General features: G+C 41.9%; 12 protein-coding genes. 6 read left to right on the top strand and 6 right to left on the bottom strand.

What is annotated here, in order from left to right; translation table 11 throughout:
• Positions 1-72 precede the first annotated feature (72 nt).
• The 4 genes from JMY09_RS02570 to pnuC form a co-directional block, all read right to left on the bottom strand.
• Positions 73-975, bottom strand: a complete 903-nt coding sequence (locus JMY09_RS02570) for a DMT family transporter (protein ID WP_201622031.1) — start codon at positions 973-975, stop codon at positions 73-75.
• 159 nt (positions 976-1,134) lie between these two features.
• Positions 1,135-2,739, bottom strand: a complete 1,605-nt coding sequence (gene creD / locus JMY09_RS02565; protein ID WP_201622030.1) for a cell envelope integrity protein CreD — start codon at positions 2,737-2,739, stop codon at positions 1,135-1,137.
• Positions 2,740-3,556: 817 nt separating this feature from the next.
• Positions 3,557-4,207, bottom strand: coding sequence for an AAA family ATPase (locus tag JMY09_RS02560; protein ID WP_201622029.1), 651 nt, complete (start codon positions 4,205-4,207; stop codon positions 3,557-3,559).
• Complete coding sequence (pnuC, locus tag JMY09_RS02555; RefSeq protein ID WP_201622028.1) at positions 4,158-4,847, bottom strand: nicotinamide riboside transporter PnuC; 690 nt, start codon at positions 4,845-4,847, stop codon at positions 4,158-4,160. Before pnuC ends, JMY09_RS02560 begins: the two co-directional genes overlap by 50 nt.
• A gap of 276 nt (positions 4,848-5,123) precedes the next feature.
• On the opposite strand from pnuC, the gene JMY09_RS02550 reads away from it, so the two are divergent.
• From JMY09_RS02550 to JMY09_RS02525, 6 genes are all read left to right on the top strand, one after another.
• Positions 5,124-6,269 (top strand): beta-ketoacyl-ACP synthase III, encoded by a 1,146-nt coding sequence (locus JMY09_RS02550; protein WP_201622027.1) that lies wholly within the window; start codon positions 5,124-5,126, stop codon positions 6,267-6,269.
• 207 nt (positions 6,270-6,476) lie between these two features.
• A complete protein-coding gene (prfA, locus tag JMY09_RS02545; RefSeq protein ID WP_201622026.1) occupies positions 6,477-7,568 on the top strand; it encodes a peptide chain release factor 1 in 1,092 nt (363 codons plus the stop codon).
• 90 nt (positions 7,569-7,658) lie between these two features.
• Positions 7,659-8,039 (top strand): hypothetical protein, encoded by a 381-nt coding sequence (locus JMY09_RS02540; RefSeq protein WP_201622025.1) that lies wholly within the window; start codon positions 7,659-7,661, stop codon positions 8,037-8,039.
• A 51-nt stretch (positions 8,040-8,090) separates the two neighbouring features.
• Positions 8,091-9,638, top strand: coding sequence for a lysine--tRNA ligase (lysS, locus tag JMY09_RS02535; protein ID WP_201622024.1), 1,548 nt, complete (start codon positions 8,091-8,093; stop codon positions 9,636-9,638).
• A gap of 143 nt (positions 9,639-9,781) precedes the next feature.
• On the top strand, positions 9,782-12,178 hold the full coding sequence (dnaX, locus tag JMY09_RS02530; protein ID WP_201622023.1) for a DNA polymerase III subunit gamma/tau: 2,397 nt from the start codon (positions 9,782-9,784) through the stop codon (positions 12,176-12,178).
• Between the two features lie 233 nt (positions 12,179-12,411).
• Complete coding sequence (locus JMY09_RS02525; protein ID WP_201622022.1) at positions 12,412-13,311, top strand: LysR family transcriptional regulator; 900 nt, start codon at positions 12,412-12,414, stop codon at positions 13,309-13,311.
• 235 nt (positions 13,312-13,546) lie between these two features.
• Here JMY09_RS02525 and JMY09_RS02520 read toward each other — a convergent pair whose 3' ends face one another.
• Both JMY09_RS02520 and JMY09_RS02515 read right to left on the bottom strand, forming a co-directional pair.
• Positions 13,547-14,728, bottom strand: a complete 1,182-nt coding sequence (locus tag JMY09_RS02520) for an aspartate aminotransferase family protein (RefSeq protein WP_201622021.1) — start codon at positions 14,726-14,728, stop codon at positions 13,547-13,549.
• A gap of 108 nt (positions 14,729-14,836) precedes the next feature.
• On the bottom strand, positions 14,837-15,025 hold the full coding sequence (locus tag JMY09_RS02515) for a DNA gyrase inhibitor YacG (RefSeq protein ID WP_201622020.1): 189 nt from the start codon (positions 15,023-15,025) through the stop codon (positions 14,837-14,839).
• Positions 15,026-15,243: the final 218 nt, after the last annotated feature.

Here is a 15,243-nt window from a genome sequence, read left to right as displayed (position 1 = left end):
TACAGTAGGTAAGTGACGAGGTTTAATAGTTGTACAGTATTAAAGTATCTCACAAATTACTCGCTAACTGTACTAATGCTGACTGTTAGGTTTAGGGTGACTCTTATTCAAAATAAACACTAACACTGCCCCTAAAATAATAGCACTAGCTATGACAAAGCGCAGCGTTAATTGCTCAGATAAAAATAAAACCCCAGCAATAGCGGCCATTACCGGCACACAAAACTGCACTACAGCTGCTTGAGTACTTTTTAATAACGGCATTGCCATGTACCAGATACTATAACCAATACCCGACGTAATCGCACCGGATACCGCTGCTAAAAGTATGCCCTCTGAGCTTATGTTCTCTAGATAGCTTATCGCCACTAAGAATAATATAGGAACAGCCACTAGGCTGCGAATAAAGTTAAAGCCTGTAGCGCGTAGTGGTGATATACAAGCTTGACCACGGATACTATATACACCCCAAGCAACGCCGCTGATAGCCATAATTGCTGCGCCAGATAACGATGGTACAGCAGCTGAGGGTAGCATCAGATAAATAAAGCCTACTACTGCCACCACAAAAGCTGCCCACTGAAAGGCGCTCAACTGCTCTTTTTTAAAAATACCCCAGCCAATCATTGTTAATTGCACGGCTGCGAACAAGATCAGGGCGCCAGTGCCTGTATCTAGCTCTACGTAAGCTAGTGAAAAGCAAAGCGCATAGATCACCAAACTGATGCTACTAAGCCAGCTACCTTTATCTTTTAAAATAGCGCGGTTATCAAGATTTTTATTCACCATACTTTGGCGAGTTAGGCGGCGTGCGTGTACGGTCATGATGAGCATAAGGCAGACCGCACCCCCTAGCAGACGAATAATGGTAAAGCTCCAAGCATCAATATATCCTTCTGCCAAGGCCATTCTACAAAAGAGTGAGTTGGCAGCAAAAGCAATCAAGGCGATAATCGTGTATAGCGTGGCTTTCAAAAATAATCCTTACCGTCATAGAGTTCAACACGGCTTATAACTGCTTGTTAGTAGGGGCGACTATCTTAGCAATAATAAGCCATTACTCAACAGGGTTTATGATAATCAGGCAGATTTTAGCGACAATAAAGCGCCCAACTAGTCATGGTTTTTCCGAGATTAGGCGGCTTTATACCAATCAATCTTACGAGTCATTATCATCACGCAGGCTAGCAGCACAAAGCAGAATACGGCACCTAGTAATAGATTCAAATCCTCTGTGGTTAAGATGCCATAAAACGCTGCATACAGTCCGGCCAATATAGCGGTAAAAATAACGGCGCGTTTGAGGCTATCGAGCACATAATAGCTGTACCAGCCGATGAGACCAACACAAGCACTAGCAGCGATAGCATAAGCTTGCCAAAAAGCAATTTGCTCGGCGAGTGGTAGTAATAAAACGTAAAACACTAATAGCGCGCAGCCCACCAGCAAGTACTGGATAGGGTGAATACGGCTCGACTTGATTATTTCAAACAAAAAGAAAGTGCCGAATGAGACTAGTATTAGCAATAAGGCGTATTTCATAGTCCGTTCAGTTTGTAGATAGACGTCGTTGGGTTCAGCAAAACTCACTCCAAAGCTATTTAGGCTACCATTGATGCTATCGACTGAGCCAGCTGCTGCTTCTACAGCAATAGTGGCTTCATCATAGGAGCTGCCTGCTGCAAAAGGTGCAGTACTTATCACCTGACACTGGTTATTAGCGGTACTTAAGCATTGTGATAGGTACTGATTATTAGCAACAGTGAGATATTGATTCTGCCAATTAGCCTTAAAACCATCGGCGCTAAAGCTCTTAGTATTAGGTAAGGCCTTGCCAATAAAATTAGGCGTGTCCCAGTTGCTAAGCATAGTCAGCTCAAAGTTCTGCCCAGTCGGTACAGTATTTAAACTGCTTATACCTGCTAATGGTAAATCAATCAGCATGTCGATCGGCTGGTTTTTGTTTTCAACAGTAGAGGTTTTACTGCTATTTGATGCAGCTGTTTGGGTCGGTGAGTTGGCAAGATTTTGCGTAGCTAATTGAGTTAACACAGTATCAGGGAGTGCCACTTCAACATAAGACAAGCCTTTAAGCATAGAGTTTTGTGGATAAGTGGCTTTGATCGTCTGCTTATTGATCACCACTGTCGGCAACGTCGCTACACCACGTAAGTCTGATACTGGAATAATCAATTTCGCCTGCTCCCAATGGCTAACGGCTTGGGATGAGCGTAAGGCATTTTTATCAGCTGTCACTGCTACTGTAGTGATGCCCTGCTGATCTTGTTTCGATAATTCTGATAAATCCGAAAGGTTTGAAGAATCTGAAAGGTTTGAAGAGGATTCGGGCAATGAGTAACGTTGCTTAAATTGTAGCTCACTGTTATAGCTAGTCGCATGATAAATACTGCGTTTATAAGTGTCGGTATCCACCATAAGATTTTGGCTGGCTTGAGTTTGCGCGGCAAAGATAGCGTCAATCTTAGTGTAAGGTGCTGCACATTTAACGGACTGGGTTTCAGCATCTAGCAAACATTCTGGAGTGATAGTAGTAGGAATAGCAATGAAGGGGGTGATGACTTGTTGTGGATAAACGTGCTGCTCAGCAATCTCTGCAATAACTGAGTCGGCATAGCTTTGGCGCTCGTAGATAACAGAGCTGAACATAGTAAGACCAATGGCAAAAATAATGCATAAGCCTGCGATAATACACAGTTTTATAGTAAGTGTTTTTTGCATAGCAGTTCCTCAGCTTGACCTTTTGCTGCTAGCAAGGGTCAATACAGTCGATTGATTTGACTATAATTTTAGAGGAGCTATAAAGAAAAACGATGCAAAAAAGATGAATAGTTTATGGAAATGACTTAGGGTGATTTCACTTATAGTTAGGGTGTTGTAAACAAGATACAATTGTTTTAAAACAAGTGAAATGGTAGTAGAACACAAGACCTATTCAGCAGATTTTTGAGCACAAGTGATGAAAATCGTCAAAAAAAGAGCTTAGCGCATACAAAAGCTTGCCCATTAAAAAAAGTTAACTACCTAAGCAAACTTAATGAATATATCGTTTAAGAGTATGCGAGTGTATACATGGACGAGAGTGGCTTTGAGGCCGAGACCATTCGCTCTCATGGTTATTCACCAGTTAGTAAGCCTTGCATCTATAGCCTAACTGGCAAGCAAAAAAACGTACCAACGTCATCGGTGCTCTGTATAAAAAGATGCTGTTTACGCTTGATTACTTTGAGCAGAATATCAATAGCACCATATTCTACCACTGGGACAAACACAGGCTAATGCCAAGTCTCAAGACTAAATCGGTGATTTTCATGAATATGAGTGTGGATGTAGCAAAGCACTGCTTTGCCCGAACCTATTCATTGGTAGTAGTAGCGAAAATAATAAAGGTTATAGCATTGACTAGGGTGATGGCGCGTTATTGGATAGCAGAGACTAGCAGCTTTAATTAATACTAAAATAGCCTAAGTAGATATTTCTATTAAATTCAATTTTGCATCTATAAATCAATTTGCTATTTCAATTTTCACCTTGACAGCTAATTCAATTCTCTTAGCCACCGCGCCACTTGCTGGACTCGTTGTTGTCGATCACCGCCAATGCGTCGAAAGTCTTTATTATAATAGTTAAGCTCATTTTCAAAGCGTGTCGTTATTGCTTGGCGATCATAAGGACTGTCACGTAGATCATCGGCAACCCATGGGATGTCCACCTCAGTCAGTAAAATTAAATCATAACGATGGGCTAGTGCGGCTTGGCTAAGAGCCTTTGGACAGTCACCATAATACCAGTTGGCATAAATCATGAGCTCAAATAAACTAGTATCACAAAACAGATAGCACTGCTGTTCTGCGTTTTTATCTATAGCTGGCGCTGCTAGCTCATCTTGCTGGTTTTGATTAGCTTGTGTGCCTTGTATAGCTTCGAGTGCCAGCTGATTTTCTATATCGATTTGGCCTTGGGCGATAGGTAATAAGTCCTCCCAAGTACAAGTCTGCTGCTCATTATTCCACTTTTCTTGCAAGTAAGTACGCATATATTCAGGCACCCAAGGACTAGAAAAATGCGCCGCTAAGTCACGACATAAAGTAGTTTTTCCAGTACTTTCTGCGCCTAAGATTGCGACTTTAATTACTGACTTAAGCGTATGCTGTTCCAAATTGTACAGAGTAACGTCGTTGCCATTCATAGTAAGCCCAAACTGCAATGAGAGTGAACACTACATACTGTAGCGCGGTAAAAGTAAGACCTTTATAAAAGTATAGCGGTACTGAAATAGTATCAGCCACTATCCATATCAGCCAATGCTCAATTTTGCGTTTAGCCATCAGCCACATTGCCATCAAGAACAGCGCTGTGGTGAGCATATCGGTATAATCTACCCAAGTAAATAAGTGCATACCGAGTACGGCGCCGTCAAAACTGAAGTTATTATTGATAACTGGACGAAAATAATAAACCAATGCTACAAAAGCAACGGTCACACTGGCTAATAAGGTCAGGATAGGCAAATCTCTGGCTTGAATACGCTCGATAGTAATAGCGCTTTGCTCACCGTCAGTTTTATTCTTTGACCAATTAAACCAGCCGTATATACCCATAGCCGTATAGTAAGCGTTGATAAACATATCGCCAAACAATTGCCATTGCCAAAGTAAGTATACAAAAATGGCGGTGCTGATGATGCCAATAGGGAAGACCAGCACATTTAGTCTGCTGGCGAGTAATACACTAGCGACACCGAATATTACCGCTACTATCTCTAATCCAATAAACAGTACAGGATAGTCCGCATACTGACCAAAGAGCCAGTTTAAAAGTTCTAACATTATTTTTCCTAATTTTTATTATTTACCCAGCTTTAAGAGATTTAAGTATAGCTTAACTGCTGTAGAAGTAGGCTATGCTTTGCTAATTATTAACGCCAATCTGATTATTTGTAACAAACTATTAGATAAATAGTATTATTCAGGCATAATAAAGACATTAAATTTAAGCTTACAGTTATTCACCCATTGTTATTAACCGAAAGTAGACTTGTGCTATTTTCTCCCTTTTTGCGCTTATTTCTGAGCATTATTTGTAGTAGACAAGGAAGCTTTATTATGACGACTTGTATAACTGGCACTGGCCTGTACATTCCCCCTTATAGCATCAGTAACGAAGAATTGGTTACCTCCTTTAATCAGTATGTCGATAATTATAATGAGCAACATGCAGACGAGATAGCTAATGAGACTGTATCAGCTTTGCAGCATTCTTCTGCTGAATTTATAGAAAAAGTATCAGGTATCAAATCACGTTATGTCATGGAAAAAGAGGGTATTTTAAACCCTGAAATTATGGCTCCTGTTATTGCCTATCGTAATTTGGGTGAAGAGCTATCAGTAATGGCTGAAATGGGGGCAGCAGCCCTTAGAGATGCGCTAAAAGACGCTGGTTTAGAAGCTAACGATCTAGATGGTATTATCTTGGCTTGCTCAAACTTTCAGCGTACTTATCCTGCTATTGCCATCGAAATTCAGAATGAGATCGGCATGATTGGGGGCTTTGCTTATGATATGAACGTCGCTTGTAGTGCCGCCACTTTTGGTCTGTCGCAAGCGCACGGCTCTATCGTATCAGGTTTGGCTAAGCGCATTGCCGTGGTCAACGTTGAGATCACCTCAGCGCATCTTAACTGGCGCAACCGTGATAGCCACTTTATCTTTGGTGATGTTGCTACTGCCTGTATCGTAGAAGATCTAGATACGCCAAAAGGTTATGAGATACTGAACGCTAAGCTGTTTACTGAGTTCTCAACTAACATCAAAAACGAATATGGCTTTATGGATCGCTCAGAATTTTTGGCAGCTGAAACCCAAATGTATCCTGATTTAAAAGAGCCGGTCACTGATAAGCTGTTTTTGCAAAATGGTCGTAAAGTATTTCGTGAAGTCTGTCCAAAAGTGTCACAAATAATTCTTGAGCATTTACAGGACAACGACATACCAGCTAGCGATATAAAAATGATGTGGCTACATCAAGCTAATGCCAGTATGCTCGATTTGATATTACGTACTGTTATGGGCAAAGAAGCCGATAAGTCTATTGTGCCAAGTGTCATTGCTGAATTTGCCAATACTAGCTCGTCTAGCCCTATGGTGGTGTTCCATCGTTATAAAGATGCCTTACAATCAGGCGATTTGGGCGTTATTTGCTCATTTGGCGCTGGCTACTCAATTGGTTCAGTATTAGTTAAAAAGGTTTAAATAGCCCTTTTTGCTATTGATTTATGCCGAATATAAAATAGCTGAGAGCATTCTTGGCTATTTTTTTTGCTTTAGTTTTTTCTGCGCAGCCAATATTTAGAGGTGTTGCACGATATAAACAGCAAGTTTACGTAGTGATTTTAATTTAGCAGCAAAAATTTGCTATAATTGCCTCCTTATTTCCCTTATCTAATTAAAAGATCTGTTATGAAAGAATCCCTGCGCCTGCGTTTAGACCAAATGGTAGACCGTTATGAAGAGGTTACCGCTTTATTATCTGACCCTGGAATTATTAGTGATAATAATAAATTCCGTGAGCTATCAGTGGAACATAGTGACTTGATGGATATCACTACACTATGGCTCAACTACGGGCGCGCGGAAAAAGACCAAGCGGATGCTGAAATGATGTTAGCTGAGGCCTCTGATCCTGATATGAAAGAGATGATGCAGGATGAGATTGATAGCGCTCGCGACACTATCGTTGAGATGGAAGAAGCGCTCAACGTGATGATGCTGCCTAAAGACCCTAATGATAAAGTGCCAGCGTTTCTAGAGATTCGTGCTGGTACTGGTGGTGATGAAGCGGCGATCTTCTCTGGTGACTTGTTCCGTATGTACCAAAAGTACGCCCAAACGCAAGGCTGGACGGTTGAGGTATTATCAGCCAACGAAGGTGAGCATGGTGGTTATAAAGAAATCATCACTCGCGTCTCTGGCAACAGCGTTTATGGACGCTTAAAGTTTGAATCTGGCGTACATCGGGTACAACGAGTACCTGAAACTGAAAGCCAAGGCCGCGTGCATACCTCAGCTTGTACAGTTGCCGTAATGCCGGAAGTTGAGATTGATGATACCGTTGATCTAAATCCTGCTGATATTCGCTTTGATACCTTTCGCTCAAGTGGCGCAGGTGGTCAGCACGTTAACACCACCGATTCAGCAGTACGCTTAACCCATATTCCGACGGGTACTGTGGTAGAGTGTCAGCAAGAACGTAGCCAGCACAAAAACCGTGCGCAAGCTATGAAGATGCTGATTTCAAAAATTCAGCAAGTTAAAGTACAAGCGCAAGTAGATGCTGCCGATACTATTCGTCGAGATTTGGTCGGTAGTGGGGATCGCAGTGAACGTATTCGTACTTACAACTTCCCGCAAGGACGTATGACTGATCATCGTATTAACTTGACGCTATATAAGCTTGATGCCATTTTAGAAGGTGATATGGATGAGTTGCTTGATGCGCTATTACGTGAGCACCAAGCAGATCTTATGGCCAGTATCGGTGGTGAGCAATAACGTTTTGAGGGTAATTAGCGTTAAAGATATAAGTGTTGTTATAGTAAACTGGCTTCTAAACCCATCCGTATTTTTTAGGTGAGAAATATAATGAAGAATCGTCTGGTTTTATTTATTATTGGTTTATGCTCTTTACTATTTATATCTGCATGCCAAACCTCGCCTGTGATCGATCATCAGAATGACTCTACCTCTTCTTCTGAGAATCTTGTAAAAGAATGTCTCGCTAAAGGCGGTGAGTACCTAAAGCAAGGCAGACTACAGATGCACAGGTGTGTCATGCAGTTTTCAGATGAAGGCAAGTCCTGTAGTGACAGTTCTGACTGTCAAGGAAGTTGCTTAAGTTCAAAGTTAGATAGTGAGCCGGGCAAACCCAATCAAGTTGGAACCTGTGCGGCTAATGATAGTCCTTTCGGTTGTCGTCAACTTATTGAAGGTGGCATTACCAAAGGGACTTTGTGTATAGATTAATAATATAGTTTTCCAAAACTAAAACTTAACTTGTCAAATTTTGAGAATTTTATGTCAAAGAACAGCAATCAGAACAATCAAGCCTCCGATGAGCAAGCGCCAACCCTAGAAGAAGCCAATGAGCTTATCGCTCAACTACAAGCTAAACTAGATGACATAACGGCCTCAGGCAAACAGCCTTATCCTAATCAGTTTAAACGTACTGATTATGCGCAAGACTTGCAAGCAGCCTTTGAGGGTATCTCTAAGCAAGAAATCGAAGAAAAAGCAGCTAATGGCGAAAAGACTCAGGTGAATGTGGCTGGTCGAGTGATGCTCAACCGTGGCTCGTTTATCGTCATTCAAGATATGAGTGGCCGTATTCAGTTATATGTAGCTCGCAAGGAGTTAGATCCGGAGACCCTAGCTAGTATAAAGTCGCTAGATCTAGGCGATATCGTGGGTATCTCAGGCTATATCGGTCGCTCAGGTAAAGGCGATTTATATGTGCATATCGAAGAGTTTAATCTGCTAACCAAATCATTACGCCCCATGCCAAATAAGTTTCATGGCCTAGCGGATGTTGAGGCTCGCTATCGTAATCGCCATCTTGACTTGATGACTAATGAGACTACCCGCGATACTTTTATGATTCGTAGTCAAGTGATCAGTGGTATTCGTCAATTTATGCTTAATGAGCGTTTTATGGAAGTTGAAACGCCAATGATGCATCCTATCCCAGGTGGTGCTGTAGCACGCCCGTTCGAAACTCACCACAACGCCCTTGATATGCCATTATATTTGCGTATCGCTCCTGAATTGTATCTAAAACGCTTAGTGATTGGTGGTTTTGAAAAAGTATTCGAAATCAACCGCAGCTTCCGTAACGAAGGCATCTCTACTCGTCACAATCCTGAATTTACTATGATTGAGTTTTATCAGGCTTACGCTGACTATCATGACTTAATGGATTTGACTGAGCGTCTGTTTAGTGAGTTAGCCACCAATATCTTAGGTAGCACTGAAATCACTTATCAAGAAGAAACCATCAGTTTACAAGCACCCTTTGCGCGAGTAACAATGTCTGAGGCTATTGCCCAATATGCTGAAGGCTTTGACATTGCTCAGATCGATAATCGTGATTACTTGGCAGACTATGTAGCCAATACGCTGAGACAGCCAGTGAAAGAGGTGTTTGGCGTAGGTAAACTGAAGACTATCGTCTTTGAAGAAACCGCTGAGCATCAACTGCGTCAGCCGACTTTTATTACTGAGTATCCAGCTGAAACTTCGCCATTAGCGCGCCGTAGTGATGATAATCCTGAGATTACCGATCGCTTTGAGCTGTTCATTGGTGGCCGTGAGTTGGCCAATGGCTTTAGTGAGCTTAATGATCCTGCTGATCAGGCTGAGCGTTTCCGTGGTCAAGTTGCTGAAAAAGATGCTGGTGATGATGAAGCTATGCATTTTGACGCTGACTATATCGAAGCCTTATCTTATGGTTTAGCACCAACGGCAGGTGAGGGTATAGGTATTGATCGCTTAGTAATGCTATTTACTGATTCGGCTAGTATTCGTGATGTGATTTTGTTCCCCCATATGCGTCGCAAAGCTGACTAATAATTAGCAATAAGCTTAAAACACTCGAAAGCGGTAACCGCAACAAGTCAGACGAAAGTGCTGGCTTTTTGCTATAATGAGCACTCAAAAATAGTACTCCAGTAGCCTAATTTAATTATCGCCAATTGGTAAAATGGACAGATATGACCCAGCAATATCAAGTTTTAGCCCGTAAATATCGACCCAAAAACTTTCATGAATTGATTGGGCAAACTCATGTGTCGCAAGCGTTGATTAACGCTATTGACTATAATCGTTTGCATCATGCTTATCTATTTACTGGTACGCGCGGGGTGGGTAAGACTACTATCGCCCGTATTCTATCTAAGTGTCTCAACTGCGATACGGGCGTGACTAGTACCCCTTGCGGCGTCTGCGATAACTGCGTAGCAATTGACCAAGGTCGTTTTATCGACTTAATTGAGATCGATGCGGCGTCTCGCACTAAAGTTGAGGATACTCGTGAGCTGTTAGATAACGTGCCGTATGCGCCGAGCCAAGGTCGCTATAAGGTCTACCTCATTGATGAAGTGCACATGCTATCGACGCACAGCTTTAATGCACTGCTCAAAACGCTTGAAGAACCTCCTGAGCACGTAAAGTTTCTATTGGCGACTACTGATCCGCAAAAGCTGCCTATTACTATTATTTCGCGCTGCCTACAGTTTGTATTGCGCCCATTGCCACAGACTTTGCTTAGTGAGCACTTGGCTAACCTGTTAACTTTAGAGCATGTTGACTATACTCAACCAGCCCTTTGGCAATTGGCTAGTGCTGCCAAAGGCTCAGTACGTGATGCGTTATCTTTGACCGATCAGGCGATTGCCTTTGGTAAAGGGGCGCTCGATGATGTGACTGTGAATGAGATGCTCGGTTTGATTGACGCGGCAGATTTAGTACGTTTGATTACTGATATCTATAACCATGATAAGTCGGCAGTAGCAGCTCATATCGAGCAAATGCGGGCGCAGATGGTTGATGCCTCGAGTATGTTTGATGGGCTCGCTGAACTGTTGCATCAATTGGCATTGACCCAGCTATTACCTGAAGTCGCCTTAAATGTAAATGAGGCGCAAGCTGAGACTATCAATACTCTAGCGCAGCACATTAGTCCTGATGTGTTGCAGCTGTATTATGAGATTGTGGTGCAAGCACGTGAGGGTATTAAGCTGGCTAGTACCCCAATGCAAGCGCTAGAAATGTGTATTCTACGTTTGTTGGCCTTTCGACCTTTGCCTGTTGATGAGATAGTAGCCTATCAAGCTAATCAAGACAGCCGTGCTATTAATAATAATGTGGTCAATGGCGATGCTAACAATGCTATGGTTACTAATAACGCTACTATTAGCACTAGTGAACAAGTTAACTCAATTTCTGAGTTACAAGTTTATGATATTGACCATCAAACCATCGACTATCAAAACCCTGATTATCAAAACATCGATTATCAAAACCCTGATACCTCAATTGTAGATGCCTCTGTTGTAGATAACATAGTTTCTGACTACTCAGTAGTAGATGACTATCAGCATAGCTCGATAAATGAGGCGCTAGCAGCTGATAATGCCAATAACTTAACGAGTTTGCCTTTAGAAGAGGCTAATGTTTTAAAGGATAGCTACGCTGATGAAGGCAGCTATTTCTTAGCCGAGAATGCTGCTGAGTCTCTTCAGCAAAGTACAGCTAATGTTAATGAAGCAGCTGTTGATACTTTTGCTAATACTGCTATTAATAATAGGCCCTCTACTGCTGAGCTAAATCACTCGATGCACGATATGGATTCAGGCGCTAGTAATAGCTTGGCACTCGAGCCAGCTGTTCAGTCTGAGCCGATCATTGAGACTAGCGCGGTTACTAAACCTGAGTTAGTTACTGAACTTGACTTAGTTACTGAGTCAATACCAGTGGCTAAGCCTGTGCTAGCATCTACTACTTCTGGGTTAGCAGCTGCCACTGAAGCAGTGGTCGAAAATAAGTCGTTTATCAACACTGAAGCAGTTAATAACCCCGAGCTAGGGGCTAATGCTGAAGGAGATAGTCAGCTTACGAATACTAGGGTTGAGCTTAGCCCGCAGGAGTCTCATGGTGCGGTTTCTATAAATGACCCTCGTACTCTTTTACGCTGTGCCCCGCAGTCGCTAACAGGAGAATGGAACGCTGAAAAGTGGGATTACTGGTTACAAAGCGCTCGTGAACAGAACAGTTTGGCCGAAGATGAGCGTGCTCTTGCTCGCCAAGGAATGATGACTGGTCTGTGCAATGGTAAGTCCACTTTTATTACTACGGTAGACAGTAAGCATTTACAAGCGACCTTTGAGCAATTGGCTACCAAATTGCGACAACAGTTTTCTCAAGCCGATATTAGTCTGCGAATAGATAATAGCCTTAACGAAGTAAAAGATAAAACCCCAGAGAGTCGTCAGCAGCTAAGATTAGAGCAAGCTTCTCTAGCGGCCCAAGAGCTATTATTACAATCACCAGTTATGCAGCATTTATTAGAGCGTCAACAAGCAAAAATGGGTAAGGTTAAGTTAACTTAAATAGTCACTGATGTTATTGGAAGTGTTGTTATATAGTATTTATATCGCTAATATTTCAGTACTAGATATCATAATATTTTATTCTTAAGCTATCTTGTTGATTAATATGTATTTTTATCATTGCAAAATTATTTATTGTACTTCCTAGATATATTTAAAATAGGTGTGCAGAATAAAATTCGGCTATAATGGTTAAGTTATATTAAATACTAAAAAATAGCTCAGGTGACATTATGTTAGATAATTTACGTGGTATGGCCGTGTTCGCCAGTGTAGTCGGACACGGCTCTTTTAGTGGCTCAGCTCGTGAACTTGGCATTACTACTAGTGCCGTTAGTCAGCAGATTCGCTCGTTAGAGAATGATCTGGGCGTAGTGCTATTGCATCGCTCAACTCGTAAACTCAGCTTAACAGAAGCGGGTGAGAGCTTTTATGAGGCGGCAAAGGATGTGGTCAGCGCCGCAGAACAAGGGCGTATCAAAGTCAATCAGTTGCGTGATGAGTTGGCTGGCAGTTTACGCATTTCGACTACTCCTGAGTTAGGGGTTAATCATATTTTGCCAGCGTTATCGACTTGGATGGCGGCGCATGATGATTTAAGCATTACCTATCTAGCAGATAATCGCTACATAGATATGATTGATGAACGCATTGATATTGCTATTCGTATGAGCCCTAGTATCAATGATTCAACGTTAAGCAGTCATCCTTTAACTGATGTACGCCAGCTACTAGTTGCCTCACCGCAATATTTGCGTAATCATAATAAGATAGAGACGCCAAAAGATTTAAACGACCATCAGCTTATCTGTATCGATATTATGAAAGATACTAACCAAGTTGATATGGCGCAGACTGAAACTGGTAAAAAGACTCGTATTAAGATGACGTCACGTATCCATACTAATAATGTGTTTATGGCGACTACTTTGGCTAGAGAGGGTCATGGTTTAGTGAGAATGATGGAAATGGATATCAAAAAAGAATTAGAAAGTGGTGAGTTAGTTGAAGTATTAACTGGCTATCAGTTACCTAGTTTTGTGCTTTATGCGGTTACTCTCAATCGTGATCAGCAACCTGCCAAAATCACTCGCTGTTTAGAAGTATTAAAAAAGTATTTTCATGCTAGTTAAGTGACGCAGGTTCAATAGTTTACTTAGCAAAAAAGCCTGTAGATAGTAATTATCTATAGGCTTTTTTTATACTGACTTTTTGTAATGGGTTCTAATATTGATACTGACACGGTTACTGATGTTTGTTAACCAGTTTTACTATGACGATTGACTACAGATGTTTGATAGTAAGCTTTAGCTACTAGCTGAGTTTGATAATAAGTAAGCTTAGCATTGTCGGCTGTAAACGCTTTATTTATAGGAGTGGCTTTAATAAACTAAGCAAACGCTCAACCACTTGCTCGCTCTCGTCACGACGAATATTCAGAGTCGGTAGCAGACGTATAACATGGCCGCCAGTGACATTGATAATTAGCTGCTGCTCATCACGAGCCAAGTCAACAAGCTGACTGCAATCCATAGTTTCGGGCAGCACGATGCCTATCATAGTACCAGTACCGCGACTACTAACCCCATACTGTTTTAACTCAGTGGTGATATTATCGCGGATAAACTGACCTTCAGTTACTGAGTTTTGCATGATGTCAGTAGTGTGTAATACTTCATATACGCTATGCACAACGCGACTAGCTAGTGGTGTACCGCCATAAGTAGAGCCGTGACTACCAGCACCAAATAATCCGTTTGCGCGCCCACGAACCATACAAGCACCTACTGGGAAACCGTTACCTAAACCTTTGGCAGTAGTCAACACATCAGGACGAGCGTTACTATGCTGGTAAGCAAAGTATTTACCAGTACGGCCATTACCAGTCTGTACTTCATCGATCATAAATAGCCAGTCATGATTATCACAAGCTGCTTGCAGTTGTTCTAAATACTTAAAGCCATTAGCAGCAGTATTGAGTCCGCCTTCACCTTGGATAGGCTCAACAAATATGGCACAGATATCATCGTGGTCAATAGCGGCTTGCTCGACAGCTGCTATATCACCAAAAGGTATACGAATAAAGTCATCATCTAAAGTAAAAAAACCTTCGCGCGCTTTAGGGTTGGCAGTTGCTGACAGTGATAGCAAAGTACGGCCATGGAATGACTGCTCCATAACGATTACTTTAGACTGCTTAAAACCTTTGTTATAAGCATAAAGTCGCGCCATTTTGAGTGCAGCTTCATTAGCTTCTGCGCCGCTATTAGCGAAGAACACGCTGTCCATTTGCGCGGCAACACATAAGGATTCACCAGCGCGCTCTTGCCAGTCAATGCCGAATAAGTTGCTAGTATGAATAAGGGTTGCCGCTTGCTGCTGAATGGCCTCTGTCACTTGCGGATGACAATGGCCTAAGCCACATACCGCGATACCAGTCAGCGCATCTAGATAGGGAGTATCGTTCTGAGTGTAGAGCCAGCTGCCCGCACCACGAGTAAAGCTGATTGGCTGACGATTATAAGTGGGCATCAGGTAAGTCGCTGACATACAAACATCCTTGTGATGAAAAACATTAGATTATTAGAGGGATAAAATAGCTGCTAATATAAGCACAGTTATGAACGGTAGGGCATTACTCTATTTACAGCAAGCGAGTTAAAGCTCATCAGAAAACGGGGTAGCTTCTGCAGGTAGGGTATATTCTTCACTGGCCCAAGCCCCTAGATCAATAAGCTTACAACGCTCACTACAAAACGGCTTTGAAGTGTTGCCTTGCCATGCCGTTTTAGTACCGCAGCGCGGACAAGGATAAGTTTTAGGCAAAATTTCAGGTGTGGTGGTCATATAGCTGAGAATATCCTCATAGTTAAGATAGAAAGTGTCATCAGATAATAACAGCAGTTATAATAGCACGCGCTTATCAAAAGACAAATATAGCCTGATTAACCAAACTAATTTTATAGTGCAGTTAGCGATAGTAGCTAAGCTTTAGCTCTAAGCATTAATTATAAAATATAGTATTGCAAGCTATTCGATGAATGAATTGCAAGGAAGTTCGACCA

The sequence above is a fragment of the Psychrobacter urativorans genome, assembly GCF_904846695.1.
Lineage (GTDB): Bacteria > Pseudomonadota > Gammaproteobacteria > Pseudomonadales > Moraxellaceae > Psychrobacter > Psychrobacter urativorans.
The sequence above is the reverse complement of the archived record's forward strand: the minus strand, read 5'-3'. Positions and strand labels throughout refer to the sequence as shown.